Source organism: Mumia sp. ZJ430 (assembly GCF_011751845.1).
Taxonomy (GTDB): domain Bacteria; phylum Actinomycetota; class Actinomycetes; order Propionibacteriales; family Nocardioidaceae; genus Mumia.
Genome location: NZ_JAAHFK010000002.1, coordinates 987923 through 1012893 on the forward strand (window position 1 = coordinate 987923; position 24971 = coordinate 1012893).

At 69.4% G+C, this 24971-nt stretch carries 24 protein-coding genes; 12 read left to right on the forward strand and 12 right to left on the reverse strand.

The genetic code is table 11. The features are described 5' to 3' along the window. Nucleotides 1-137: 137 nt before the first annotated feature. Nucleotides 138-845: a GAF and ANTAR domain-containing protein gene (locus tag HCT63_RS11265; protein WP_167004246.1), complete on the forward strand. Its 708-nt coding sequence runs from the start codon at nucleotides 138-140 to the stop codon at nucleotides 843-845. A 20-nt stretch (nucleotides 846-865) separates the two neighbouring features. Here HCT63_RS11265 and HCT63_RS11270 read toward each other — a convergent pair whose 3' ends face one another. The 3 genes from HCT63_RS11270 to HCT63_RS11280 all read right to left on the reverse strand — a co-directional run bounded on the left by HCT63_RS11270 (nucleotide 866) and on the right by HCT63_RS11280 (nucleotide 2610). After that, nucleotides 866-1033, reverse strand: a complete 168-nt coding sequence (locus HCT63_RS11270) for a hypothetical protein (RefSeq protein WP_167004249.1) — start codon at nucleotides 1031-1033, stop codon at nucleotides 866-868. Between the two features lie 204 nt (nucleotides 1034-1237). Then, nucleotides 1238-2077, reverse strand: a complete 840-nt coding sequence (locus HCT63_RS11275) for an alpha/beta hydrolase (protein WP_167004251.1) — start codon at nucleotides 2075-2077, stop codon at nucleotides 1238-1240. A gap of 62 nt (nucleotides 2078-2139) precedes the next feature. Next, nucleotides 2140-2610: a hypothetical protein gene (locus HCT63_RS11280; RefSeq protein WP_243842991.1), complete on the reverse strand. Its 471-nt coding sequence runs from the start codon at nucleotides 2608-2610 to the stop codon at nucleotides 2140-2142. Nucleotides 2611-2806: 196 nt separating this feature from the next. Here HCT63_RS11280 and HCT63_RS11285 point away from each other — a divergent pair, with 196 nt between their 5' ends. Genes HCT63_RS11285 through HCT63_RS11295 form a run of 3 tightly spaced genes read left to right on the forward strand, consistent with a single transcriptional unit; the run spans nucleotide 2807 to nucleotide 5067 of the window. Next, complete coding sequence (locus HCT63_RS11285; RefSeq protein ID WP_167004254.1) at nucleotides 2807-3421, forward strand: DUF998 domain-containing protein; 615 nt, start codon at nucleotides 2807-2809, stop codon at nucleotides 3419-3421. A 23-nt stretch (nucleotides 3422-3444) separates the two neighbouring features. Further along, nucleotides 3445-3816 carry a YciI family protein gene (locus HCT63_RS11290; RefSeq protein ID WP_167004257.1) on the forward strand — a complete coding sequence of 124 codons (372 nt, stop codon included), beginning with the start codon at nucleotides 3445-3447 and terminating at the stop codon, nucleotides 3814-3816. 9 nt (nucleotides 3817-3825) lie between these two features. Continuing rightward, nucleotides 3826-5067 carry a sigma-70 family RNA polymerase sigma factor gene (locus HCT63_RS11295; RefSeq protein WP_167004259.1) on the forward strand — a complete coding sequence of 414 codons (1242 nt, stop codon included), beginning with the start codon at nucleotides 3826-3828 and terminating at the stop codon, nucleotides 5065-5067. Between the two features lie 98 nt (nucleotides 5068-5165). Here HCT63_RS11295 and HCT63_RS11300 read toward each other — a convergent pair whose 3' ends face one another. From HCT63_RS11300 to HCT63_RS11335, 8 genes are all read right to left on the reverse strand, one after another. Beyond that, a complete protein-coding gene (locus tag HCT63_RS11300; protein WP_167004261.1) occupies nucleotides 5166-5342 on the reverse strand; it encodes a hypothetical protein in 177 nt (58 codons plus the stop codon). 188 nt (nucleotides 5343-5530) lie between these two features. Next, nucleotides 5531-7201, reverse strand: a complete 1671-nt coding sequence (gene mdlC, locus HCT63_RS11305) for a benzoylformate decarboxylase (protein ID WP_167004263.1) — start codon at nucleotides 7199-7201, stop codon at nucleotides 5531-5533. Nucleotides 7202-7373: 172 nt separating this feature from the next. Further along, nucleotides 7374-9992: a LuxR C-terminal-related transcriptional regulator gene (locus HCT63_RS11310; protein ID WP_167004265.1), complete on the reverse strand. Its 2619-nt coding sequence runs from the start codon at nucleotides 9990-9992 to the stop codon at nucleotides 7374-7376. Nucleotides 9993-10158: 166 nt separating this feature from the next. Further along, nucleotides 10159-11178: a linear amide C-N hydrolase gene (locus HCT63_RS11315; RefSeq protein WP_167004267.1), complete on the reverse strand. Its 1020-nt coding sequence runs from the start codon at nucleotides 11176-11178 to the stop codon at nucleotides 10159-10161. 35 nt (nucleotides 11179-11213) lie between these two features. Then, complete coding sequence (locus HCT63_RS11320; RefSeq protein ID WP_208322384.1) at nucleotides 11214-11819, reverse strand: hypothetical protein; 606 nt, start codon at nucleotides 11817-11819, stop codon at nucleotides 11214-11216. Between the two features lie 96 nt (nucleotides 11820-11915). Further along, entirely contained in the window at nucleotides 11916-13322 is a 1407-nt protein-coding gene (locus tag HCT63_RS11325; RefSeq protein WP_167004270.1) for a glutamate decarboxylase, read from the reverse strand. Between the two features lie 63 nt (nucleotides 13323-13385). Further along, nucleotides 13386-15344 (reverse strand): YhgE/Pip domain-containing protein, encoded by a 1959-nt coding sequence (locus HCT63_RS11330; protein WP_167004272.1) that lies wholly within the window; start codon nucleotides 15342-15344, stop codon nucleotides 13386-13388. A gap of 1 nt (nucleotide 15345) precedes the next feature. Then, a complete protein-coding gene (locus HCT63_RS11335; protein WP_208322385.1) occupies nucleotides 15346-16116 on the reverse strand; it encodes a hypothetical protein in 771 nt (256 codons plus the stop codon). A gap of 439 nt (nucleotides 16117-16555) precedes the next feature. On the opposite strand from HCT63_RS11335, the gene HCT63_RS11340 reads away from it, so the two are divergent. The 5 genes from HCT63_RS11340 to HCT63_RS11360 all read left to right on the forward strand — a co-directional run bounded on the left by HCT63_RS11340 (nucleotide 16556) and on the right by HCT63_RS11360 (nucleotide 21252). Then, complete coding sequence (locus tag HCT63_RS11340) at nucleotides 16556-17329, forward strand: SDR family oxidoreductase (protein ID WP_167004275.1); 774 nt, start codon at nucleotides 16556-16558, stop codon at nucleotides 17327-17329. A gap of 153 nt (nucleotides 17330-17482) precedes the next feature. Next, nucleotides 17483-18529: an ABC transporter substrate-binding protein gene (locus HCT63_RS11345; protein ID WP_243843011.1), complete on the forward strand. Its 1047-nt coding sequence runs from the start codon at nucleotides 17483-17485 to the stop codon at nucleotides 18527-18529. 11 nt (nucleotides 18530-18540) lie between these two features. After that, nucleotides 18541-19383, forward strand: a complete 843-nt coding sequence (locus HCT63_RS11350; RefSeq protein WP_167004281.1) for an ABC transporter permease — start codon at nucleotides 18541-18543, stop codon at nucleotides 19381-19383. Further along, nucleotides 19380-20168, forward strand: coding sequence for an ABC transporter permease (locus HCT63_RS11355; protein ID WP_167004284.1), 789 nt, complete (start codon nucleotides 19380-19382; stop codon nucleotides 20166-20168). Before HCT63_RS11350 ends, HCT63_RS11355 begins: the two co-directional genes overlap by 4 nt. After that, nucleotides 20161-21252, forward strand: a complete 1092-nt coding sequence (locus tag HCT63_RS11360) for an ABC transporter ATP-binding protein (RefSeq protein ID WP_167004287.1) — start codon at nucleotides 20161-20163, stop codon at nucleotides 21250-21252. The genes HCT63_RS11355 and HCT63_RS11360 overlap by 8 nt, the downstream gene beginning before the upstream one ends. Before the next feature lie 46 nt (nucleotides 21253-21298). On the opposite strand, the gene HCT63_RS11365 is transcribed toward HCT63_RS11360, so the two are convergent. Beyond that, entirely contained in the window at nucleotides 21299-21943 is a 645-nt protein-coding gene (locus HCT63_RS11365) for a TetR family transcriptional regulator C-terminal domain-containing protein (RefSeq protein ID WP_167004290.1), read from the reverse strand. Between the two features lie 132 nt (nucleotides 21944-22075). On the opposite strand from HCT63_RS11365, the gene HCT63_RS11370 reads away from it, so the two are divergent. From HCT63_RS11370 to HCT63_RS11380, 3 genes are read left to right on the forward strand one after another with little or no spacing between them, the layout of a single operon-like run. Further along, on the forward strand, nucleotides 22076-22372 hold the full coding sequence (locus HCT63_RS11370; protein WP_167004293.1) for a (2Fe-2S)-binding protein: 297 nt from the start codon (nucleotides 22076-22078) through the stop codon (nucleotides 22370-22372). Further along, the gene (locus HCT63_RS11375) at nucleotides 22369-23562 is read left to right on the forward strand and encodes an FAD-binding oxidoreductase (protein WP_167004296.1); all 1194 of its coding nucleotides are present in this window, start codon (nucleotides 22369-22371) and stop codon (nucleotides 23560-23562) included. Before HCT63_RS11370 ends, HCT63_RS11375 begins: the two co-directional genes overlap by 4 nt. After that, on the forward strand, nucleotides 23559-24959 hold the full coding sequence (locus HCT63_RS11380; protein WP_167004299.1) for a (2Fe-2S)-binding protein: 1401 nt from the start codon (nucleotides 23559-23561) through the stop codon (nucleotides 24957-24959). Before HCT63_RS11375 ends, HCT63_RS11380 begins: the two co-directional genes overlap by 4 nt. Nucleotides 24960-24971 lie beyond the last annotated feature (12 nt).

Consider the following 24971-nt stretch of genomic DNA (forward strand, 5'->3'; position numbering starts at 1 on the left):
CGGAGGTGCTCCCACTCCTCCGCGAGGACGACGTGCAGACACGACAGAACGGACTTGCGTGCGATGCGACCACGGGTTCGTACAGCAGTGACGTGTCGGCTCGAGCGCATCGGAGTACGGTCAGGCGAGGAGGTGCGATGAACGCAGGATCTCTCGAGATCGCCCAGGCGCTGACCGATGCCGCGCGGGCGATCCACCAGCCCCGCTCGCTCGAAGCCACTCTCGATGCGATCGTCAAGGCCGCGCGCGACACCGTGCCGGGGTTCGACCACGTCGGCATCTCGGTCGCCCACAGCAACGGCGAGATCGAGACGCTCGCCGGCACCGACCAGCTGGTCTGGGAGCTCGACACCCTTCAGTACCAGCTGGGCCAGGGACCATGTGTCGACGCGATCCGCGAGTTCCCCATCGTGCCGGTCGAGAAGGCAGCAGAGGACCCGAGGTGGCCCGACTACATGCCGGCTGCCGCACGGGCCGGCCTGCGCGCCCAGCTGGGCGTCCGGCTGTTCAACGAGGACGAGACGCTCGGAGGCTTGAACCTCTACTCGGTCCACGCCGACACGATCGCCGCAGGAGCCGTCGAGCTCGCGGCCCTGTTCGCCTCCCACGCGACCATCGCGCTGGGACGTGCACGCAAGGAGGAGCACCTCAACGATGCGCTGGTGACCCGCAAGGTGATCGGGCAGGCCATCGGGATCGTCTGCGAGCGCTACAAGATCACTGAGGACCAGGCGTTCCACTTCCTCGTTCGCGCGTCGTCGACCAGCAACATCAAGCTCCGTGGCATCGCACAGGAGATCGTCGACAGCACCAACCAGGAGTACGAGCGGGGAGCAGACGACTGAACGATCCAGCGTGCCTGGCGTCAGCCGAGCGGCTCCAGCCCTGCGATCCCGATCGCGACGACAGCAGCGAGAAGGATCGAGCCCGTCGCCACCACCAGCCATCTCACCCGGTCTGCGCGCCTGCTCCGCTTCTCGTACGTCGCCGCCGCATCTTCGACCGACACAGCGTCGTCCTTGTTTCGTCCCACCTGTTGACCCCCTGTCTCCACCGTCCTCGGGCGTCCTCGCCCGGACGTGCTGGACGGGTACCCACTTGCAGCGGACCCAAGCGGCTCTCGGCCGAGCAGGCGGATGGAGCGATGTACGAAGACTCGCCGCGCTGGTGATCGCTGCCTTCGCCGTCCGCGAGGGCGTCGAAGGCTTGGTGCGGTGACACCTGCTGATGCCCTCCGCTACCGGCTGAGGGCTCGCACGGCGAGCGTGCGGAAGGACGCCGGGTCGTCCACCCACGGGAAGTGCCCGGCGCCCTCCTGGACGACGAGCTCACCACGGGGGAACAGGCCGGCGACCTCCGACATCGCGTCGACGGGGTTGCCCACGTCCGCGCTGCCGGCGATGACCACGACCGGGACGTCGAGTGCGGCCAGCGCCGCCCGCGTCGCCGGCGGCTCGAACGCCCCGTCCGCCCCGAACGCCTGCGCCGCCACGGCGTTGCGCAACGCCTCCATCGCGGCGTCGTACGCGGCCACCTCCGCGTCCCAGCGCCCGTAGCTGAACGGGGTGATCGCCGCCCAGTCACCGTCCCCGGCGGCCCCAGACTGGACCCGCGCCAGTGCGGCTGCGGCTGCGTCGTACCAGGGCTCGGCCGACCGAGATCGCGCCACCTCCGACCGCGCCGCGTCGCTAATCTCGACACCGACGGCCCGCGTGCTCGGTGTCACCAGCACCAGCCGATCCACGCGGTCGGGATAGCGCTCGGCATAACGGAACACGACGTTCGCCCCGGCCGAGTGCCCGAGCAGAGCGACACGGTCGAGCCCGAGATGGAGGCGGAGCGTCTCGAGGTCGTCGACGAGCCGGTCGCACCGGTACGTCGCCGGGTCCGCCGGCGTCCCCGAGGCACCGCTCCCTCGGGGGTCGACGAGGACGAGCTCGGCGTGATCACTCAGGCCACCGAGGTCTCCGAGATAGTCAGCCGGGAGCATCGGGCCACCCGGGACGCAGACGAGCGGCGCGCCAGCCCCGATGCAGCGGTAGGCCAACAGCGTCCCGTCAGGAGCATGGAGAGGCATGCCGAACCGCCCGTCTTCGCCGGTGCCGCTGACGAACGCGGCCGTGATGCCCGATCGTACGGTCAGCGCCTGGTCATGGTGGACGGGTAGCCGCCGCCTCCCGGATAGACCCACTCCCCCGCCATGCTGCGGTCACCGTCGGTGAAGGTGCCACGGAAGTACGCGGGGCTCCCCTTGGCGCCCGCCCAGATCGTCAGCGTGTCGCCGTCGAGCTCGTACACGTAGTCGAGCGTGTTGCCGGTCGAGTCGTAGAACCGCGAGACGACATCATCCCCTGCCGGCTCACCGAACGGACGGAGGTTGCCGATGACCTCGAACCCCGTCGTCGCCTGCCCGAACTGTGACAGCTCGACGCGTTGGATCAAGAAGTAGCCACCGTCCATCCACTCGTAGGTGACGACGCCCTCGGCGCCGCCGGTCACCTCCCAGGTCCCGACCAGGCGATCGAGTGCGACGAGCGCCTTGCTCGGTGCAGGCGGCGCCTCCATCCCGTACGCGTCGATGTCGGCGGCCGTCGTGTCCTTCGTGCTCATGCGAGCTCCTCTCCAGTGGTGCGCACCCCGAGGGGTGCCGTCACTGATACCTCGGAGCCGGTTCGCCGGTCTCGACATCGCGACATGAGCGCGTGACGTGATCCAGATCACCTGGCGCGCGATGTCGAGATCCTCGCGGCCGCAACGAGGTGGCGGTGACGGCGACTCCAGACGGCGTCTCCAGGAAGGGCAGACCATGAGCACACCCACCCGGCGGCTCCTTGCCGCGGCAGCCCTCGCAGGCCCCGTGTTCTACACCTCCGCGATCGCGCAGATGGTCACGCGTGACGGGTTCGACCTGCGCGAGCACCCGATCAGCCAGCTCTCGACCGGCGACCTCGGCTGGGTCCAGAGGGCGACGTTCGTCATCGCCGGTCTCGGCGTGCTCGGCCTCGCCGTGGCACACCGCCGCCTCGTGACCACCGGCGTCGGTCGGCGCTGGTTGCCGATCCTCATCGGCGTCTTCGGGGGCGGACTGGCCGTCGCCGGCCTGTTCGTGATGGACCCGCAGTACGCCTTCCCGGCCGGCACCCCGGACGCCCCGGCGCCGGAGATGTCCTGGCACAGCGTGGTGCACTCCGGAGCTGCCGCGGTCGCGTTCACCGCGCTCGCCGTCGCCTGCGTCGTGCTGACCGTGCGCGCGATCGGCGCGCGTCGTACGCTGCCCGCGATCGGCAGCGGACTCGCCGCCGTGATCCTGCTCGTCCCCGTGTCGCCGACCCACGCGAGCATCCAGATCGCCGTCACCGGCCTGGTCGCCTTCGGATGGGTGTCGGCGTACGCCCTGCACCTTCGCCGTCTCGCCTCGTGACCGTCCCGCCCAGGAGGAACCTCATGAAGTACCTGCTTCTCAGCTACACGCCGTCGGCCGATTGGGACGCGGCCACCGCCGACGTCCCCTCGGAGGAGGCGTTCGCCGCCTTCGAGGCGTACCAGAAGTTCGAGGCCGAGCTCCGCGAGACCGGGGAGTTCGTGACGAGCGAAGGGCTTGGACACCCCGCCGTGACGACGACCGTCCGCAAGACAGACGGTGGGGTAGTCGCCACCGACGGGCCGTTCGCCGAGCTGAAGGAGGTCCTGGCGAGCTTCGCGGTCATCGACTGCGCGAGCCAGGAGCGGGCGGTCGAGATCGTCGGCCGGATGGTCGACGTCCTCGGTGAACCCATGGAGATCCGGCCGATCATGGGCGACGACTACGCCGCCTGAGGTCGGTCCATGTCCGAGGAGAGGTCGATCGAGAACCTGCTGCGCAGCGAGGCGCCGCAGGTGCTCGGCGCGCTCGCACGACGGTTCAGCCGCTTCGACGTCGCCGAGGACGCGGTCCAAGAAGCGCTCCTCGCGGCGGCCCGGCAGTGGCCGGCGGACGGCGTGCCGGTCGACCCGCGCGGGTGGCTGATCCGGATCGGCTACCGACGGATGGTCGACATCCTGCGCTCCGAGCAGGCTCGGCACCGGCGCGAACGACTCGTCGGGACGTCCGAGCTGGCCGACCGAGAGCCGGACCGGCGACCTGCCGTGATCGAGGACGACGACAGCCTCACTGTGCTCCTGCTGTGCTGCCACCCCACGCTCAGCCCGACCTCGCAGGTCGCGCTCACGTTGCGCGCGGTCGGCGGACTGACGACCGCGGAGATCGCACACGCGTACGGCACTTCCGAGGCCACCATGGGCACCCGGATCAGCAGGGCCAAGCACCAGCTCGTCCGAGAGGGGACCCGCCTTGTCGCCCCCTCCAGTGCCGACCGCGCGTCACGCATGGCCTCCGTCCTGCGCGCCCTCTACCTGATCTTCAACGAGGGCTACACCGCCAGCTCCGGGGACGACCTCGGCCGGATCGACCTCAGCGCGGAGGCGATTCGTCTCACGCGGACGGCCCTCGCGCAGACGCCGGACGACCCCGAGGTCGCCGGCCTGCTCGCTCTCCTCCTGCTGACCGAGGCTCGGCGGGACGCCCGCACCGACGGCGAGCACCGTCTCGTGCCGCTGGACGAGCAGGACCGCAGCCGGTGGGACCGCACGATGATCGCCGAGGGCGAGCAGATCCTCAAGCGCGCGTGGGCGCAGCGGGAGGTCGGGCCGTACCAGCTCCAGGCCGCCATCGCCGCCGTCCACGACACGGCGCCTCGCGACGACGCGACGGACTGGCCGCAGATCGCCGCGCTCTATCTCTGGCTCGAGCGCCTCACCCCGACCGGTCCCGTACGACTCTCCCGTGTCGTCGCGGTCGCCCGAGCCTTCGGCGCCCAGCGTGGGCTCGACCTGCTCGACGACCTCGACCGGCGCTTCGGTCTCAGCGGTGACGCCCTGACGCGGCAGCGCGTACGGGCCGTACGGGCGCACCTGCTCGACGAGCTCGGGCGTCGTTCGGAAGCGGCCGTCGCCTTCCGCGAGGCCGCGGAGCTCACGCACAACGCGGTCGAGCGTGACTACCTGCTCGGCCGCGCGGAGGCGCACTAGACGGTCTACGCACTGTCGAGCGCTCTCCTCGCTGGCGCCTTCACAGATCCAGGCCCTCGAAGGGCTCGAGTAGGGCGAGGACGTGCCGGCGCGCCGACTCACTCTTCGGAAGCCACGAGCTCGAACGGGTTGCCCTCGGAGTCGTCGTCTTCGTCTTCTTCGTTCGGCCACGCCCGCATGTACGCCTCACGTCCGGCGGCGACCACGGCATCATCGTCGTGCACGACGAAGTCATGGCGCCCGAAGACCGACATGATCGGGCCCTCGGCGCCCACTTCTTCATCCTCATCGTCGTACTCAACCTCGTCGTCTTCGTCGTCCAGGACCATGAAGGTCTTGCCGGGATGCCGAGATCACGGTCTCCGGGCGGTTCCGGGCGGTGAGGTCGAGTGCGGTGGAGAACAACGTGATCCGACCGTCGAGCGCGACTACCTGCTCGGCCGCGCTACCGGCTAGCGACAGCTCAGATCAGCGGCGGCACCGTCGGTGTCACCGGCACCACGATCACCGTGGGGCCGGAGCGGTCGAACGCTGCGGCAAGGGCCGAGCTGACGTCGTCGGAGGTCTCAGCGAGGACGCCGTGACAGCCGTAGCCGTTCGCGAGCGCGACGATGTCCAGGTCCGGGATGTCGAGGCCGGGGACTCCCGGAGTCTCCTCGAGCACAGCGAACGACTTGAGGATCGCGTACTCGGCGTTGCGGGGCACCACCACGACGACCGGCAGCGCGTGCTGCGCTGCGGTCCACAGCGCCTGGATCGAGTACTGCAGCGATCCGTCGCCGATGACGGCGAGGACGGGACGGTTGCGGCCGCTGTCGCGCTCGGCCATCGCGATCCCGACCGATGCGGGGAGGTTCCAGCCGAGGCTTCCGGAGGCGAACGTGAAGAACGAGTCGGGGCGCTCGACCGGCCAGGCCGCGTGAAGCTCACCCAGGTTCGAGGGCGACTCCTCGACGAGGACGGTCTCGGCTGGCGCCGCTGCGCGCAGGGTCCGGAACAACGCGAGCGGGGTGAGCCTGGCGTCTCGCGCCTCGGCCTCGCCAGCGGGGGCGGCCGGATGCGGCGCGAGGCGGTGCGGCTGCGTGACGACACTGCTCGAAGGCGCTGTCCGAGCGGCGACATCGGCCGCGAGAGCCTCCAGCGTGAGGACCGCGTCGCCGAGCAGGCTGTCCCCGACCGGGGCCTTCGCCGCCTCCACCGGGTCGTCGGTGACGTGCAGCAGCCGAAGCCCGGCAGGAAGGTACGGTCCGGCCACGTACGGGTAGTAGCGAAACACCGGTGCACCGATCACGAGGGCCACGTCGTGGCCGCTGAGCTTCTCCGAGAGCGGACCGATCGCGAACGGGAGCCCTCCCGCATAAAGAGGGTGGTTCTCGGGGAACGGAGGCCGTTCCGAGGCTGGCGCCGCCCACACCGGAGCGCCCATCTTCTCCGCGAGCGCGACCGCCTGGTCCCATCCTCGGCCTCGGGCGATCGCCGAGCCAAAGATCAGGACGGGATTCACCGCAGCGGAGAGCTGCGCGCAGAAGTCAGCGATCCGCTCCGGGTCGGGCGCGGTCCTGGTCGCGACCGAGCGGACGACCGCCACGCCGTCCGCGGTCTGGTCCCAGTCGTCGAGCGGGATCGACAAGAAGACGGGGCCGGCCGGTGGCTGCGTCGCGACCGCGTACGCCCGCATGAAGGCCGCCGGGACGTCGCCCGCACGGACCGGCTCGTAGCTCCACTTCACCCAAGGCTTGGGCAGCTCGGTCGGTTCGATATTGGTCAGCCACGGCTCCATCAGGAGCATGTCGCGCGTCTGGTTGCCTGCGGTGATGATCAGTGGCGTGCGGTTCATCGATGCAGTGAGAATGTTGGACATCCCGTTGCTGAGACCCGCGGCGGTGTGCACGTTCACGAGGGCCGGCACACGGTTGGCCTGGGCGAAGCCATCTGCGATCCCCACCGCCGATGCCTCAGCGAGGGTCTGGACGTAGGTGAAGTCCTCGGGGAAATCCTTGAGGAAAGTCTCCTCCGTCGAACCCGGATTTCCGAAGACTGTTCTCATCCCCAGTTCACGCAACAGCTGGAACGTAGCCTCTCGCACTGTCGTGGACACCGTTCTCCCTTCGGCGCAGCTGCCGCGTCGCGACATGGGCGCAAACGTCAGGCGGGGCCTCAGATCCCCCAATCCGAGGCCCCGCCCCCCCGAGGCAAGTCACCGTTTCCGGCTGATTCATCCCCTGCAACTATTACGCCGTACGACACAGGGGCAGACCATCCCAGATCGGAGACTTCACCCACGGCTTCACCCCCTGGGAGCCCCGTCAGCGGGAGGGGTCGAGCATCCCGCGGATCGCCGCCGCGTGAACGGCCTCGTCGCGCGAGCGGACACCGAGCTTGCGATAGAGGCTGCGGGTCTGGGACTTGATGGTGTTCACCGAGACGTGCAGGGTCTGGGCGATGTCATCGATGGTGCGGCCGGTCGCGATCTCCGCGAGGACGACCTCCTCCCGAGGAGTCAGCTCGACGATCTCGAGCTGCCTGGGGAGCACATCCCGTACGTGAGCGTCGTCCAGCGCCGCGACCACCGTGGCCAGCGTGGGAAGCTGTCCCGCCGCGGCAGTCAGCAGGTCGCGCGGGATCATCGCGAAAGGCCTGTAGATCCCGCCGTCGGCCATCGAGAGCGCGCGACCGAAGTCTGCGAGCGCCTCGCCCTCGTCCCCTCCCGCGAGGACGGCCGCGGTGTAGGTGAGGTTCAGGTCCGTACGCACGCGGCTGCTGCAGCGGTCGTCCCAACGGCGCGATCCCGCGATCCGCTGGGCTGTGCGGTGGTCGCCGACGACGAGCGCGAGCCGCGCACGGGCCAGGTCGACGATCGGGTGGTCCGACTCGATGGAGGCCAGGAGTCCGCTGGCACGCGACGCGCACTGCAGCGAGATCAGGAGGTCGACCTCGACGGCGGCCACCACGGCCTCGGCGAGCGATCCCGCGACGACCCTGCGCCCACGGCGCGACCTCTCAGCCGCGATGCGGTGCAACATCCCGATGCGGTCTCCCCACAGGAGAGCGACCTGCCCGCGTGCGTACAGCTCGTGGAACCACAGCTCGTTCGAGGCCTCCGGCGGTCGGAGCCCGCGCTCCAACGCCTCTTTGACGAGTCGTCGGTCGAGGCGCTCCACCCCCACCAGGGCCATCGCGGTGCTGACGTCCTGCTCGCTCGGCGCCTCGGCATCGAGGCTCGTCTCTGACAGCTTCGCGTGCTGAGCGATCCACGCCTCGGCCTCGGCGACGTCACCGTCGACCGCGAGGGTCAGGGCGAGGGCGGCGCTCACGTCGCGCGCAGCCCCCGGTATGCGAGACGACGAGGCCGTCTCGTACGCCCACGTCAGGGCTTCCTTGGCGGCGCGCGTCTCACCTGCGACCAGATGGAGGATGCCGGTCTCCTTGAAGACCGGGCAGAGCAGGTCCCCGACGTGGTCGGACGACGCGCCCCGCGCCGCCGCCGCGATCGAGGTGAGGCGTACGGCGATGTCGCGGGCCTGACCGAGGTCGCCGTGCCGGCGCAGCGAGAGGAGCGAGAGGAGCCCGTCGTCCAGCGCGCACCGCGGGTCGCTCGACCGACCGATCAGCTCGAGCTCCGTACGGCCGAGCAGGACCGGGCCTTCCGACGCCGCCGCACCGTCTCCACGCAACGACTCGACCAGCTCATGGATCGCCCGAAGCTTGGGGCGCTGCGGGAGATCAGCGGCAGGGAGCCGGGTGAAGAAGGCCTCGAGCCCGTCCTGGTCGACGGCCAGCAGACTGAGCCAGCCCTCCTCGACCGTCTCGTGAGCGCGATCGAGGTCGTCCGCCGCGAGCGCGTGCGCCAAGGCGTGGGCGTGATCCCCGTGAGCGCGGAACCAGTCGGCCAGCTCGCTGTCGAGGCGCCTGACGACCTGGGGCCGCTCCGACACGAACAGGGACAGGAGCGCGGAGCGGACGAGCCGAGGCCAGACGTAGGTCGGCGTCGGCGCGGTCGGCGTCGAGACCAGAAGGCCGTGGGAGACGAGACAGTCGAGGACGGGCCGCGGATCGTCGCCTCCGTTCACGAAGCGGGCGACCTCGTCGTCGAGCCGAGCGGGGACCGTCATCCGGAAGACCCGTTCGGTCGAGGCCAGCGGCGCCAGCGCCGGGAGCACCTCGCTGCGTACCCACTCGTGGGCATGATGCCGGACGACCTCGTCGACCGGCAGCGTCCATGGGGAGGGCTCGTGCGCGAGGGCGTTGCCAATCGTCCACAGGATCGCCGGCCACCCGCCCGTCTCGCGGTGCAGGTCAGCCAACCTCGCCGGCGGGAGCGCGAGTCCGAACGACTCGAAGAGCGCGTGCGTCTCCTCCCGGGTCAGCAGGAGGTCACGCACGTCGATGACGTCCGACTCGACGCCCTGCTGTCGGCACGCCTCACGAAGCCGGCCGTCGTCTCGGGTGCACGCGATGACACGGAGGTTCGGGCACTGACGGAGCATCTCGGCGATCTCGCGGTGAGCCTCGTCCCCGTGGACGCGCTCGTACGCCTCGACCACAAGGATCACCGGGGCGGCCCAGGCGTGGAGCGCGCGTCGGATCGCCAGACGTGCCCCGATGTCATCGGCGTCAGAGGCGAGGACGCCGGTCACGGCCAGCGCCTGATGCACCTCTTCCCAGAGGTCGTCGGCGCTACGGGCGTCCCTGTCCAGGGTCACCCACGCGGCATCGGCGACGTCAGGTAGGCAGGCGATCCACTGGGCGACGAGCGTGGTCTTCCCGATGCCGACCGGCCCTCGTACGACCACGAGCGGGACCTGTGAGTCGAGGCGCTCGAGCAGCCTCCCCCGCTTGGCCAACGGCCGCGGCAACCGCGGGACCGCGTACCGGAACCCGCCTCCGCTCGGCGCCATCCTCTGCTCTGAGCTGGCTACGCCCACGCTCATCCTCGCCCCCGAGAGTCCGTTCATGGAGAGCGCGCCCCGATGACACGCCGTATTTATCCATGTCATGAATTATCGCGGAACCTGTCAGCCCCGCACGGTAAGCCGCTCACTCCTCCTGTGCCCCTGTCCCGACAACCAGGAGCACAGGAGGAGCGAGACCTCAGTCCTTCGCGCCGGCCTTGAGCGCGTCGACCATCGCCAACGTCAGGAAGTTGAGCGCGCCGTCATCCTCGAACTTGTCGCTGACGTTGCCGGCGATCCCGCCCTCGAGCGCGAGCTTGCTCAGCAGATCGAGCTTGAGCGTGGGCGACTCCTCACTGAAGTCGAGGTCGGCCAGGTCCACCCACACGATGTTGGGGCGGGTCGTCGACTCGAACACGTACCGCTTGTTCGTGAGGTCGGCGACCACCTGCCAGATCGTCTGCGAGGCGTCAGGCTTGCCCGGGTCGGGCACGCGGAACGGCTGTGCCGCGTTGCGGATCACGCTGAACATCGCCGCGATCGCCTCGACCTGCGACTGCGGCTGCGACAGCCGACCGACGTAGTAGAGCGCACGGGCGAAGCGGTCGGTGGCAAGCGTCGAGCCCGGGAGCGGCTTGTCACCCCCCAGCCCGTCGACATGCGCGACCAGCTCGAGCTGCTTGTCGAAGGTCGGCGAGTTCGTCATCACCTTGTAGTCGCGACCGTGGTGGATCTGCGCGTTGCCGTCGATGTACTCGATGATCACCGAGTCGCCGGTCGCGTCGTCCAGCGCCAGGTGGATCGCCGGGACCTCGCCGCTCGACGGGTCGGTCAGCTGAACCACCTGTGCGTCGTTGCCCTGGATCCACGCGACCACCTCCGCGACGGTCGCATGGTTGTCCAGGAAGTACTGGAGCCAGACGGCCTGGCTTAGCGCGGGCCGCGACTCGTCACGCGGCTCGTACGTCGACTCGGCGAGCCACAGGACGTGCCCCGAGAGCCCCGCCTCGTTGATGCCGTCGACCGAGATCATGTCGAACGCCGTGGCGACCAGGCTCCCGTACTTCGCCGTCCAGGTGAGCTCGCCCTTCACTCCGTCGTCGCGGGAGATGCCGCGCGGCAGCTTCCAGAGGTTGGTCCCCAGGTCGCGGTGGTAGTCCATGTTGCGACCGACGATCACCGATCCGGCGGCGTCCGGCCAAATGACTCTCGTGCACATATCTTCTCGCTTTCAGGTGTACGAAATGCTGGACATCACGAGTGGCTTTCTCGGCTCCTTTCACGCCGCGGCAGAACAATGAACGACGCCATGAAGAAACACACCGCACCGATCAGAGTGCCGACGTTTGCCACGGCATTGTTGACAGAATCCCCACCGGGCAGGATGTAGGCGCCCACCGCCGAGATCGCGAATGCCACGCACCCGACAAGATTGATCTGGGCCGACCACCACTGTCGCTCGCCTGGACTCCATGCCTTGTTGAGGTGGTTGTAGGCGACGATCACGAAAACACCGCTCACGAGGAACGCCACCGACCCGCCCGCGTCGGGCGACCAGACGAAGTGCTTCTGCGCGGAGACGGTTCTCGCCTCGAGCGCGGCCGTCGTGCTCACGTTGAAAAGCACGGTGCCGAAGGACTGGGTCGCGGCCGCCAGCCACTCCGCCCGCACCATCGTCCCCCTCCCGTAGGACACCGGTACGGTCACGGCCCCGCTCATGAGCAGCTGGGCCAGGCCCGCAGCCGTGAAGAACCAGGCGCCGACGAAGTAGCACATGTTCGACGTCGCGGCCGACGCCCAGTCGCCCAGCGCGAGGGCAGACCCCAGGGCGAAGAGCGCGGAGCCGATCATGAACCCCACGCACTGCTTGGTGAGCGTCGGTGTCAGCGCCGCCCGTTGCAGCGACGAGCTCTGTGCGATCTCGCTCATGGCAGCTCGCCGTCGATGATGGCGATCTCAATGATGGAAGTGCGCACCTGCGACCTCGCGGGGCAGTGGAGCCTTGAGGCCGTCGAGGTAGGCGACCTCACCCTCGAGGTCCCGTAGGAGTGCATTGGCCAGGTCGTGGCTCAGCCCGGCCCGTACGACGATGCGCTGCACCGTGACCTCGGCGAGGTCGTCGGCGAGCGGATACGCCGGGACGAGCCAGCCCTTCATCCGGAGCCGGTCCGACAGGTCGTACAGGTTCCAGTTGGCGGTGTGGTCCGGCTTCAGCTTCCACGCGAAGACGGGGATGGTGTCGCCCCTGCTCACGAGCGTGAAGGGACCGATGTTCTCGATGGCGGACGAGAGGTACTGCGCCACATCGAGGGAGCTCTGCTGGACCTCGCGATAGCCGTCGCGACCGAGGCGCAGGAACATGTAGTACTGCAGGAGCACCTGCGCGCCCGGACGCGAGAAGTTGAGCGCGAGCGTGGGCATGTTCCCACCGAGATAGCTGCAGTGGAACACCATGCTCTCGGGCAGGGCCTCGGTGTCGCGCCAGACGATCCACCCGACTCCCGGATAGACCAGGCCGTACTTGTGGCCCGAGGTGTTGATCGAGACGACCCGCTCGACACGGAAGTCCCACTCGAGCTCGGGCTGGCAGAACGGGGCGATCATCGCCCCCGAGGCGCCGTCGACGTGGATCTTTACGTCCAACCCGGTCGCAGCCTGGATCTCGTCGAGCTTCTTCGCGATCTCGGCGATCGGCTCGTACATGCCGGTGTAGGTCTGCCCCATGATCCCGACGACGCCGATCGTGTTCTCGTCGACGTACTTCTCCAGGTCGTGGCCGTCGAGAACGAGATGCTCCTCCGAGACCGGGACCCAGCGGGGCTCGACCTCGAAGTAGTTGCAGAACTTCTCCCAGCACACCTGGACGCCGGTCGAGAGCACGAGGTTCGGCGACTCGACCGACTTGCCCTCCTCGCGGCGCCGGGTCTGCCAGTGCCGCTTCAGGGCGAGACCGCCCAGCATGCAGGCCTCCGACGAGCCGATCGTCGACGTCCCGATCGTGGCGGCGCCGTCCGGCGCGTGCCAGAGGTCGGCGAGGATCCGCCAGCAGCGCTCCTCGATGGCCGCCGTCTGGGGGTACTCGTCCTTGTCGATCATGTTCTTGTCGGCGGTCTCGGTGTAGAGCTTCTTCGCCTCGTCGTCCATCCACGTGGAGACGAACGTCGCGAGGTTGAGCCGCGCGTTGCCGTCGAGCATCGCCTCGTCGTGGACGATCTGGTACGCGGTCTCAGGGAGGCTCGCACGGTCGGGCATCTCGAACTTCGGCATCTCCGTGGCCTCCCCCGGGCGCACGAAGACGGGGTTGACGATGAGCGATTCGCCGATGTTGGTGGTCTGGCGAGCGTTGGTGTGTCTGACGGACATGGGTGTCCTCTCTCGGTGACGAGTGATTGTTCGCGGCCCGCAGCCGGTGCGGGCCGACGATTCCTAGACCTCGATCGGCGGATAGAGCCGGTCCATGGTGTATTGCCGATTTCGTCGGGCCGCCCACGTCGAGACGGCGAGGAACAGCACGGTGAGGCAGACGATGACCGTGATCGAGACCCACAGCCGGCTGTCGATCCCGCCGACGGTCAGCTGCCGTAGCCCCGTGACCGTGTACGTCATGGGGTCGATCACGTGGATGTACTGGAACGGTTTGGTGGTGGTCGGGACGGGATAGATCCCGCCTGCGGAGACCAGCTGGATCATCAGGAAGGCGAGCGTCACCACGCGTCCGACCGCGGGCCCGAACAGCGCGTTGAACATCTGGATCATGGCGAGGAACATCGCCACGATCAGCAGCATGAAGCCGAAGGTCGCCCACGGATGCGTCGGTCTCAGCCCGATCGCGAACACGACGACGGCATAGAGGAGCCCGGCCTGGAGCACCCCGATCGCGTACGTCGGCGCGTAGGACGCGAGCACGACGCGGAACGACCCCAACCCCTGGACGAGCGGCCTCGTCTGCAGCGGCGTGAAGAGCATCCACGCGATGATGCCGCCGACGAACAGGGCGAGCCCGAAGAAGAACGGTGCGAAGCCGGTGCCGAAGGTCGGCGCCTTGTGGAGGTAGTCCTCCTGGAGCTGCACGGGCTTCGCGAGGGCCTTGGCGATGTCGCTGCGCTGCTCGTCGGACCAGGAGGGGATCATGCCGACCCCCTGCTTCAGGCCGCTCGCCAGCTCGGCGGACCCGGCCGAGGCCGTCTTGGTGCCGGCGGAGAGCTGGTCTGCTCCGCTGCTGAGCTTCACCAGTCCGGAGCTCAGCTCGTCGGCGCCGCTCTTCAGCTTCCCCACGTCGGTGCGGGCGGTCTTGATCTGGCTGACGACCTCGCCGCTCTCAAGGACGCGCAGGGCCCCGCTGATCCGGCTCTGCGAGTTGCCGAGCTCGGAATCGAGCAACCGGGCGTCGCCCCGGATCGCAGTCAGCTGGTCGTTCGCGCGCGGGCCCAGCCCTTTCGTCGCGAGCGCGTCCTGCACCGGGCTCAGGGCGTTGGCCAACCGGCGTTCCGCTGCGTCGCCGCTCGCTCGCAGCTGCGCGACCACCGTGTCGAGGCGCTGGCTCGCGACGGCCTGCGCGGAGGTCACGTCGTCGAGGACCTTGACGACCTCGTTCGCGTTGACCTTGAGCTGGTTCGCCGTGGTCCTGATCTCCGCGCCGGTGATGCCCGACTTGTCGATCTCGGCCAGCAGGACCCCGGTCACCGAGTCGACCTTCGCGTCGAGCTCGTCCACACCGCTCGCGAGCTCGGCAGAGCCGTCCTTGGCGGTGACCATCTTGGTCGAGAGCTCTTGCGCCCCGGAGTTCAGCTTCACCAGACCCGTGTCGAGCTGGGTGGCGCCGCTGGACGCCTCCTTCACCTTCGGCACCAGGTCGTTGGTCACCTCGTTCAACGCGATCTCGAAGGTCTTGACCCCCACTTGTGCCGAGATCTCGTTGACCGCCTGCTGCGCCGCGTCCTGCCCGATGATCGTCGCGAGGTAGTTGTTCACGTCGTTGTACGTGAAGATGAGGTCCGCCGACCGCGGCTTGTCGCCGGCCGGAGAGGCGACCGCCTCACTGAAGTCCTTCGGCAGGGTGACGGAGAAGTAGTAGGTCCCGTCGGCAACGCCGTCGGCACCTTCCTTCGCCGAGACGAGGTGCAGGTCGAGCTGCTTGGAGGCGATGAGGCCGTCCGCGACCTGCTTGCCGGCGTCGAGCTTCTCCCCCTGCACGACCGCGCCGACGTCGTCGTTGATGAGGGCGACCGGGATCTTGTCGGCGGCCGCGAACGGGTTCCAGAACGCCCAGAGATAGAGCGCGCCGTACAGCAGCGGCATCGCGACGATGACGACGAGCGCAAGGCGCGGCATGCGTCCGCGGTAGTAGCGCTTGAGGTCGCTTCCCGGGGAGAAGGCGGCAAACATGTCAGCTCAACGCCTCTCGTTCGAGCTCGACGAACTCGTTGTCGATGAGGTTCGGCACGTCGATCACGTCGTGCAGACGGCGGTCTCCGTACCCGGCGTTGATGTCCGCGGTGATGACGGTCTGCTCCGTGCCGAGCACGATCAGCCGGTCGAGCAGCTTGTACGTCGCGCGGACGCTCGAGAGCGCGTCCACTCCCCCGACGACCAGCAGCGGCGGCTTGTGCGTGTTGGCGACGGCGATCCGCAGCAGCGCGGCGGTGAGCTCCGGGAGCTCCTCGACGTACGCGTCCATCGCGGGCAGGGTGAGGTCGCCGAACACCGGCCGGCAGATCCGCTCCAGGTCCTCCTGCCGGGACTGCCTGACCCACCGGTACCAAGGCGCCTCCCAGCGCACCTGCTCGGTGATGAGGTCGTGCACGCGGATGGCCTGGGCGATCCCGTCGATCTCGTCGATGTCTGCCACGATGGCCTTGGAGAAGAGGTCGTGGGCGTCGTTGATGCGACCGAACGCCTTCAAGAAGCCGGTCGTCGGCTTCATCCTCCCGGCGAGGGTGAGCAGCAGCGCGACCCGCCCTCGACCCCCAGGACCCGCGAGCACCGTGAGACCACCCGTACGGATCGACAGGTCGATGGGGCCGTAGATCTGGCCCCATGATGCGTCGACCCCGATCGACGTCGCCTCCAGCAGCAGCGGCTGCGGATCATCGACCTCAGGACTTCCCCACGCAAGCTCGCTCGAGCCCGACTCAGGCCCCCCGGTTGACACGGTCACGCACTTCCCCCTCGTTCAGCGGACGATGACGGTTGATATCCGGTGTCACATCTGCCGTCGTCGAGAAGGCGTACGCAATGACAGCAGAAGCGTGCGAGCGTGCCATTCGGCGTCGTGGAGAGTGTCGTTCTTCACCGTGGGTTCCATTTCTGACTCGGGCACAAGGTGGTAGCACCGCGAGAATGCAGTCGCGGCACTCGGAGATAGGCCGGGGCCGCGTCGACGGAACGTCGTGACGCCTACCCGAGATTGCGGAATCATGCTTCGTAAGCGCCACCATAGGACAGCATTTCGGCATCCGCAGATTTGCCGTACAAGAAACTGCAAAAGCGTTGGCGAGCGGTCAATACCACACATTCAGGTTCGCCGCGGCCCACCTGCCGACCTCCTCGAGCCCGTGCCATACCCGTTCGGCGTCGATCGGGGGTCCAATGGAGACATGGGAGCGACCACCGTCCTCTGCCTCGGCGGCACCGGATCTGTCGGACGGCTTGTGGTGGCGGAGCTGACCCGGGCGGGAGGCACCGCGCGGGTGCTGACCCGCGACCCGCGACGCGCGCGCAGCATCGCGGATCCGGCGGTGGAGATCGCCGGTGGCGACTTCAGCGACGTGGCAAGCGTGGCCGCTGCGCTCACCGACGTGGAGGCCGTCGTCATGACCCACGGCGCCCCATACGGGTCCGGGGACTACGAGGCGGTCGACTACGGTGCAGTGCGCACGCTTGTGGAGGCCCTCGGCGACCGCACCGCGAGGGTGGCCCTGATGACGTCGATCGGCGTGACCGGCACCGGGACCGGCGACGACGCGGCCGACCTGCTCCGCTGGAAGCGGCGCGGCGAGCGCCTGCTCCGAGCCAGCGGCCTCCCGTATACGATCGTGAGGCCGGGATGGTTCGACACCGGCACCGGCGACGAGGAACGGGTCGACCTGCGACAGGGTGACCTGACCGAATACGGCCCGGTCCGGCGCCGGCACGTCGCCGAGACGTTGGTCCACGCACTCCGCACGCCTGCGGCGACCGGCCGCACCGTCGAGGTGTTCTCCGTCGACGGCCCTCCGCTCGACGACTGGGAGGCGGCGTTCGCGTCGACCGACCCCGACCCGCTGCCGTCGACTGCGTCGGCGTTCAACGGTGCGCACGACCGGGCGACACTCCCGCTGGACCAGGAGCCTGCGGGAGTCCTCGCCGACCTGCGACATGCCGCGAGGTAGGCCGCACCACGTTCCTCGAGGGCTCGCACCACCCACCAACTTGGTCTCAAAGCGTCCACGGTTGCGCCGCAGCCCTTGACAAGGTGACATTAATAATAGTGCACTACTTAAAACCGGGCCCCGGCCCGCCGATGCAGGAGTGCACACGTGACCATGAAGACATCCCTCGGATGCCGGACGATCGCGGCGATCGCGGCGACCATGCTTCCGCTCGCCCTTGTAAGCGCCTGTGGCGCCGATGCCTCTGACGACGGCAAGACGACGCTGACCGTCGCCAGCTATGGAGGGCCCTACCAGGAAGCCCAGGCGGAGGCGTTCTTCGAGCCGTACATGAAGGCGAACCCTGACGTGAAGATCGTCCAGGACGGCCCCTCCGAGAACGCGAAGCTGCGGGCGATGGTCGAGTCCGGCAAGCCGCAGTGGGACGTCGTCCTCCTCGCCAACGACTTCGGCAACGAGAGCCAGGGCAAGTGGCTCGAGCCGATCGACTACGACATCGTCGAAAAGGCCTCGCTGCTCGACGGGTACGCCGACAAGTTCCGTGCCGGCGCCGACGTCGAGGGCACCGTGCTCGCGTACCGCGAGGACGAGCTCCCCACGGCGCCGACGTCGTGGGCCGACTTCTTCGACACCAAGAAGTTCCCCGGCAAGCGGGCCGTCAACAAGTTCGCTGCCGGCGGGATCCTCGAGGCGGCACTGCTCGCCGACGGCGTCCCCGAGGCCGAGCTCTATCCGCTCGACGTGGACCGCGCGCTCAAGAAGATCAACACCATCAAGGACCGCATCGTCTGGTGGGACACCGCGGCCCAGAGCCAGCAGCTGCTCGAGTCCGGCGAGGTCACGATGGGCCTCGTGTGGGTCGGCCGCGCCGTCGACGCCGGCAAGGCGAGCCCGGTCAAGATCGACTGGAACACCTGGCTGAGCCAGGACGCGTACTGGATGGTGCCGAAGGGCTCGCCGAACGCGGAGGAGGCGATGAAGCTCATCGCCTACATGGTCACGAAGGACCCGCAGGTCGCGTTCACCCAGCTGATCGACTACGGCTCCGTGAACCGCGAGGCCGCCGAGGACGAGACCGTACGGGCCAACCCGAACCGTCCGAGCAACCACCTCGACACCCAGGTCCCGATGAACGACGACTGGTGGGCCGAGAACCTCGAGGGCGTTATGGAGACGTTCAACGCCTGGGTCCCCGCGTGACGGTCGGCACGGTGCCCGCCCCTCGCCGACGGGGCCGTCTCGGCCCCGGCGGCGGGGGGTGGACCCTTGTCGTCCCCCTGGTCCTCTTCCTCGGCGTCTTCTTCCTCTATCCGCTGGTCCAGATGGCGCGCGAGAGCGCCAGCGGCGGGCTCGCCACGTACGAGGCGATCATGACGTCGCCGGTCTATCGCAAGGTCTTCGCGAACACGCTGACCATCGCGGGCGCGACGACCCTCCTCTGCCTCGTGCTCGCCTACCCGTACGCGTACGTCATGAACAAGGTCTCGCCGCGCCTGCGCCTGGCGCTGATGGCGTTCGTGCTGCTGCCGTTCTGGGCCAGCCTGCTCGTCCGCAGCTTCGCGTGGATCGCGCTCCTGCAGGACAGCGGCCTGATCAACCAGGCCCTGCAAGGGCTCGGGATCACCGACGACCCGGTGTCGCTCATCCGTACGACGCCCGGCGTCCTCATCGGGATGGTCCACATCATGCTCCCGTACATGGTGCTGCCGCTCTACACGGCGATGGCACGCGTCGACGGCCGGCTGCTGCTCGCGGCCTCCAGCCTCGGCGCGACGCCGTGGCGCCGGTTCGTGCGGGTCTTCCTGCCGCTGACCCTGCCCGGCCTGGCCGCCGGCTGCCTGCTCGTCTTCACGATCTCGCTCGGCTTCTACATCACGCCGGCGCTGCTCGGTGCCCCGAGCCAGGCGATGCTCGGCGAGGTCATCGCCGAGCAGGTCGAGCAGTTCGGCCTGACGACCGCGAGCGCGCTCGGCATCGTCCTGCTGACCGGAACGCTGATCATCCTCATGGTGGTCGCCCTGTTCGCCAAGCGCCTCGGGAGGGCCTCACGATGAAGAAGCCACCCGTACGGTGGGTCGTACTGACGACTGCCACCGTCCTCACCGCGTGCTTCCTGCTCCTGCCGACGCTGGTCGTCGTCCCGATGTCGTTCAACGGCTCGTCGACGCTCGGCGTGTTCAACGGCGAGTGGACGACGCACTGGTACGACGAGCTGCTCACCTCGCCCGAGTGGGGTACGGCAGCCCTCAACAGCCTGCAGGTCGCGCTCGGCTCGACGGTGCTCGCCACGGTCCTCGGGACCCTGGCGGCGTGGGGGTTCAACAAGCTGGGCGTGTACGGACGCGTGATCCAGGGCGGCAGCATCGCGCCCGTCGTCGTGCCGCCGATCATCCTCGGCGTCGGCCTCTACAGCGTGTTCCTCACCTGGCAGCTGAACGGCACGGTGCTCGGCCTGATCCTGGCGCACACCGTGCTCGCGATCCCCTTCGTCGTCATCGCCGTCGGCGCGAGCTTCGCGCAGCTCGACCCCGTCTACGAACGCGCCGCCGCGAGCCTCGGGGCCAAGCCGTTCCAGACGCTGCGCCGTGTGATCCTGCCGCTCCTGCTCCCCGGCGTCGTCGCGGGTGCGCTCTTCGCGTTCGTCACGTCCTGGGACGAGGTCGTCGTGTCGATCTTCCTGACCGACGCGCAGACCCGCACCCTCCCGGTCGAGATGTGGATCCAGGTCCGCACGCAGGTCACCCCCACCCTCGCGGCGCTCGGGACGTGCCTCCTGCTCGTCTCCAGCCTCGCGCTCATCGCCATGCAAGTCCTCCGCAGGAGTGAACGAGATGCCTGACAACAGCCCGGTCGCGACCGGTGCAGCCCTGACCCTCTCAGGGGTCACCAAGCGGTTCGGCGATGCGGTCGCCGTCCACGAGATCGACCTCGACCTGAAGCCGGGCGAGTTCCTCACGATGCTCGGCCCGTCGGGCTCGGGGAAGACCACGACGCTCAACATGGTCGCCGGGTTCCTGCAGCCCGACGCCGGGACGGTCACGCTCGACGGGCGCGAGATCACCAGGACGCCCGCGCACGCGCGCAACATCGGCGTGGTGTTCCAGAACTACGCGCTGTTCCCGCACCTGAGCGCGCAGCGCAACGTCGCGTTCCCGCTCGAGATGCGAGGTGTCGGCCGCAAGGAGGCGATGCGCCGTGCGTTCGCCGCGCTCGAGCTCGTCGAGCTCGAGAAGTGTGCCGACCGGCGGCCGGCTGAGCTGTCCGGCGGCCAGCAGCAGCGGGTGGCGCTGGCACGCGCCTTCGTCTTCGAGCCCGGGTTGCTGCTCATGGACGAGCCGCTCGGCGCACTCGACAAGCGCCTGCGCGAGACCATGCAGCTGGAGATCATGCGGCTCTGCCGCCGGGTCGGCAGCACGGTCGTCTATGTGACGCACGACCAAGAAGAGGCGCTCACGATGAGCGACCGGATCGCGATCTACAACGACGGCGTGATCGAGCAGCTCGGCACGGCAGAGGACCTGTACGAGCGTCCGGCAACGACGTTCGTGGCCGACTTCGTCGGTGACTCGACCATCCTCGCGGGCGAGTCGCAGGGCGACGGGACGGTCGTCGGCGACGGTTGGATCGCGGCGGGCCCGGAGCGGGGTGCGACACCGAAGGGGTCACCGGCCTCGGTCATCATCCGTCCGGAGATGGTCCGCCTCTCCCCTGCCGAGGACTCGAAGTCGGCCGTCAACCAGATGACCGGCCGCGTCGCGGACGTCGTCTATCTGGGGTCGCAGGTGAAGTACATCGTCGCCGGCGACGGCGGCGACGAGGTCCACGCGAAGATCGCCCGCTCGGCGCAGTGGTCACGCTTCGAGCGCGGAGACCGGGTCAGCGCGACATGGTCGGCCGAGGACTGCGTCGTCCTCGGGAGCTGAGGTCGTACAGCCGGTTCGTCCGGGCACCGGTGAGCCCGTGCCCGGATCAGCCGGCGTCCGCCGCGGCGCCGGCGTCGTACCCGAGCAGCGCCCCCGCGACCGCGGTCATCTCGTCGGCCACCTTGTCGACGTCGGTCTTCTCCTCGATCGCGAGCGCGACCTCGTACCCGTCGATGAGCGCGAGGAGGTTCTCGACGACCGACGCGGGCGGGAGGACGGGGTGGAAGATCCCTGCGTCGACCCCTGCCTGAACCGCGTCGTTCAGCGGGACGCGCCAGCGACCGTACGCCTCGGTCATCAGCGTGCGCAGCCCGACGTCGCGCGAGGCCGCCGCGGCGAACTCGACCCACAGCGAGCAGCGCTGCAGGTAGTCCTCGGGGTTGGTGATGCTGAGGACGAGCGACCGGATGCGCTCCCACGGGTCGACGTCGGCGCGCGACGCGACCTCGACGCGGGCGACGACCTCCTGCGCGTGCGCCGAGAACGCCTCGTGCAGCAGCGCGTCGCGCGTCGCGAAGTAGTGCTGGAGCATGCCGACCGAGACGCTCGCCTCCTGTGCCACGTCACGCAGGCGGACGCGGTCGGCGCCGTCGCGCGCGACGAGGGCGAGGGTTACCCCCAGGATGTGGGAGCGGCGCTGCTCGACGGCTTCGTCGTTGAGAGGCGGTCGACCGATTCGGACGGATGCCACATTTCCTCCTGTAGGTCGAGCCCTGACGAGCCCCATGCGTCGATCGTAGGAACTCAAGGGCTCAGGGCGTTGACAACACGGGATCGATTCATAATAGTGGCGTATTATGAAGTCTCCCGCGAGGCGGCGTCGATGAGCGCGCGTGCCGACCGCCGCACGATCGTCTGCCCGTGCCACGACGTCACGCTCCACGACCTCAAAGTCTGCTGGAAGCGCGGCTACACGCACCCGGAGACGCTCAAGCGCGCGACGGCCCTCTTCATGGGCCCGTGCCAAGGCAAGCTCTGCGCTCCCGCGCTCGACGAGTTCCTCGAGAGTGTCGGCGCGGCGCCGGCCGCAGGCGACTCCCCCGCCCGTCCGACGGTCCGTCCCCCGCTGTACGCGGTGCGCCTCGGCGAGCTCGCCGACCCCGACGCGGAGCCCGCGTGAGCGCCCCCGGTGTCCGCGCCGGAGACCCCGACGCCTCGTACGACGTCGTCGTCATCGGCGCCGGCATCCAGGGACTCTCGACCGCGTACGAGCTGGCCAAGCGTGGCGTGAAGCGCATCGCCGTGCTCGACCGCGCGTGGCCCGGCGGCGGCGCGAGCGGTCGCAACGGTGAGCTGATCCGCTCGATCTTCTCGTCGCCGGAGTGGGTCGGCCTGTTCGACCTGAGCCTCACGCGCTGGCACCAGCTGTCGGCCGAGCTCGAGATGAACGTGCTCTTCAGCTCCTCGGGCTATCTCGTGCTCGCCTCGACCGACGAGCAGTGGGCCAACTGCGAGCGCGACCACGCCTACCACCGCTCCGAGGGCGTCGACAGCGACCTCCTCTCCCAGGCCGACGTCCTCGCGCTCGTCCCCGCGCTCAACCCCGACGTCGTACGGGGCGGCGTCGTCCAGCCGTCCGGCGGCTTCGCCCACCACGACGCCGTGAACTGGGCATACCTCAAGGCCGGCGTGCGCCGCGGTGTCGAGGTCTACTGCGACGTCACGGTCACCGGCCTGACGACCGCGGCCGGCCGCGTCACCGGCGTGCAAACCAGCCGCGGCCCCATCGCCGCCGGCCTCGTGCTCAACGCCGCGGGCGGCAACGCACTCGACGTCAACGCCTGGGCCGGCATCACGCTCCCCATGGTCACGAGCCGGCTCGAGATGCTCGTGACCGAGCCGCTCGCGCCGTTCCTGCGGCAGGGTCTCGCCGCGCTGGCGCTCCTCGGCTACTGCCACCAGACCGCGCGCGGCGAGTTCGTCGGCGGCACGGAGAGGCACCACGTCGACGAGTCGCGCAGCCAGAACAGCACGTGGGACCTGCTCGCCGACATGGCGACGAAGTGGGTCACGCTCTTCCCGCTGCTGTCGGGCGCACGCCTGCTGCGGAACTGGGCCGGGACCGTCACGCAGGCCGCCGACCTGGCGCCGGTCATCGGGTCGGTGCCCGACGTCGAGGGTTACGTGATGACCTGCGGCTGGGTCTACGGCTTCATGGGCGCGCCGGGCGCGTCGACACTGCTCGCCGAGGAGATCGTGACCGGCACGCCGTCGCCCGTCCTCGCCCCGTTCTCGCCACGCCGCCTCACCGAAGGACGCATGATCGCCGAGTCGTCCCTCGTCGTTCCCACCGGGGAGGACCACGCATGACCGACGACCGTACGCCCAGCCCGGTCCGGTTCACGTTCGAAGGGCGCAGCGTCGAGGCCACGGCCGGCCAGACCCTCGGCGGCGCGCTGCACGCCGACGGCGTCCGGATCCTCACGCGCAGCTTCAAGTACCGGCGACCGCGCGGCTACACGTGCGGCTACGGCGCGTGCGGCAACTGCCCGCTGACCGTCGACGGGCTGCCGGGCGTCAACGCGTGCGAGCGTCCGGTCGAGGGCGGCGAGGACGTTCGCCGCGAGCGCGGCTGGCCCAGCTCGGGCATCGACATCTTCCGCGCCTCCGACGCGGTCGCGCCGCTGCTGACCGCGGGCTTCCAGTTCCGCCTGTTCACCAAGCGACCGCGGCTCGCGCACCTGGCCGAACGGGTCATGGCGTGGGTCGCCGGCGCCGGACGCCTCCCGACGCCGCAGGCCGCGGCGGCCGTACGGGCGACGACGCACGAGACCCGCGCCGTCGACGTCACCGTCGTCGGAGGCGGGCTCAGCGGCCTCGCCGCCGCGCTCGGCGCCGCAGCTGACGGCGCGTCGGTGCTCCTCGTCCACCGAGGTGCGCTCGGCGGACGCTCCCTCGGCCGTACGAGCACGGCCGCCGGGCGCACCCACACGTACGACTCCGACCGCGACGCCGCCCTCGCGCTCGCGGGCCAGGTCGAGGAGCATCCGCGCATCGAGGTGCTGGACGGGACCGCGGTCGCCACGTTCGACGGCGTCGACCTGATCGTGGTCTCGCGACGCCGCCGCATCCGTGTCACCACACCCGCGATGGTCGTGGCCACCGGCTCGTACGACGTCCCGCTGGCCTTCGCCGGCAACGACAAGCCGGGCGTCATGCTCGCCTCGGCCGTCCGGCGACTCCTACACGTCGAGGGCGTACGCCCCGGACGCCGGGCGGTCGTCGTGGCCGAGAACGCGACCGGGTACGAGATCGCGCAGGAGCTCCTCGCCGCGGGCGTCACCGTCACTGCGGTCGTCGACCCGGAGCCGGACGCGCGGGCCGTCGCGCTGGTGGCGCCGGTGGCCGGGGCGGGCGTGCCGGTCGTCTCCGGTCGTCCGGTACGGGTCGTCGGGCTGCGCGGCGCGCGCCGCGTCGTCGTCGCGGGCGCCTCCGGCAGGCGCAGACTGCGGGCCGACCTCGTCGTCGTCTCGCGCCCGGAGCGGCCGGCCGAGGAACTACGGTGGCAGCGCCACTACGTCGAGGCCGGAGACACATACGCGCCGACGGGCTCCCCCGCCGCGAGCGCGTCCGACACGACCGTCGTCGTCGGATCGGCTGCCGCACTGCCCGCACAGACCCTCGAGGACGCCACGGACGCCGGCCACCGCGCCGCACGCGCCGCCCTCGCCCGACGCGGGCCCCGCGTAGGAGATCAGACCCCGTGAGAAGAGGAATGC

Coding starts and splice junctions, on each gene's coding strand:
- HCT63_RS11280 (WP_243842991.1), bottom strand. CDS start 2,610: ATGAGCACGAAGGACACGACGGCCGCCGACATCGACGCGTACGGGATG.
- HCT63_RS11345 (WP_243843011.1), top strand. CDS start 17,483: ATGAAGACATCCCTCGGATGCCGGACGATCGCGGCGATCGCGGCGACC.
- HCT63_RS11360 (WP_167004287.1), top strand. CDS start 20,161: ATGCCTGACAACAGCCCGGTCGCGACCGGTGCAGCCCTGACCCTCTCA.
- HCT63_RS11265 (WP_167004246.1), top strand. CDS start 138: ATGAACGCAGGATCTCTCGAGATCGCCCAGGCGCTGACCGATGCCGCG.
- HCT63_RS11290 (WP_167004257.1), top strand. CDS start 3,445: ATGAAGTACCTGCTTCTCAGCTACACGCCGTCGGCCGATTGGGACGCG.
- HCT63_RS11355 (WP_167004284.1), top strand. CDS start 19,380: ATGAAGAAGCCACCCGTACGGTGGGTCGTACTGACGACTGCCACCGTC.
- HCT63_RS11340 (WP_167004275.1), top strand. CDS start 16,556: ATGGGAGCGACCACCGTCCTCTGCCTCGGCGGCACCGGATCTGTCGGA.
- HCT63_RS11370 (WP_167004293.1), top strand. CDS start 22,076: ATGAGCGCGCGTGCCGACCGCCGCACGATCGTCTGCCCGTGCCACGAC.
- mdlC (WP_167004263.1), bottom strand. CDS start 7,201: ATGTCGCGACGCGGCAGCTGCGCCGAAGGGAGAACGGTGTCCACGACA.
- HCT63_RS11275 (WP_167004251.1), bottom strand. CDS start 2,077: ATGCCTCTCCATGCTCCTGACGGGACGCTGTTGGCCTACCGCTGCATC.
- HCT63_RS11285 (WP_167004254.1), top strand. CDS start 2,807: ATGAGCACACCCACCCGGCGGCTCCTTGCCGCGGCAGCCCTCGCAGGC.
- HCT63_RS11315 (WP_167004267.1), bottom strand. CDS start 11,178: ATGTGCACGAGAGTCATTTGGCCGGACGCCGCCGGATCGGTGATCGTC.
- HCT63_RS11330 (WP_167004272.1), bottom strand. CDS start 15,344: ATGTTTGCCGCCTTCTCCCCGGGAAGCGACCTCAAGCGCTACTACCGC.
- HCT63_RS11325 (WP_167004270.1), bottom strand. CDS start 13,322: ATGTCCGTCAGACACACCAACGCTCGCCAGACCACCAACATCGGCGAA.
- HCT63_RS11380 (WP_167004299.1), top strand. CDS start 23,559: ATGACCGACGACCGTACGCCCAGCCCGGTCCGGTTCACGTTCGAAGGG.
- HCT63_RS11295 (WP_167004259.1), top strand. CDS start 3,826: ATGTCCGAGGAGAGGTCGATCGAGAACCTGCTGCGCAGCGAGGCGCCG.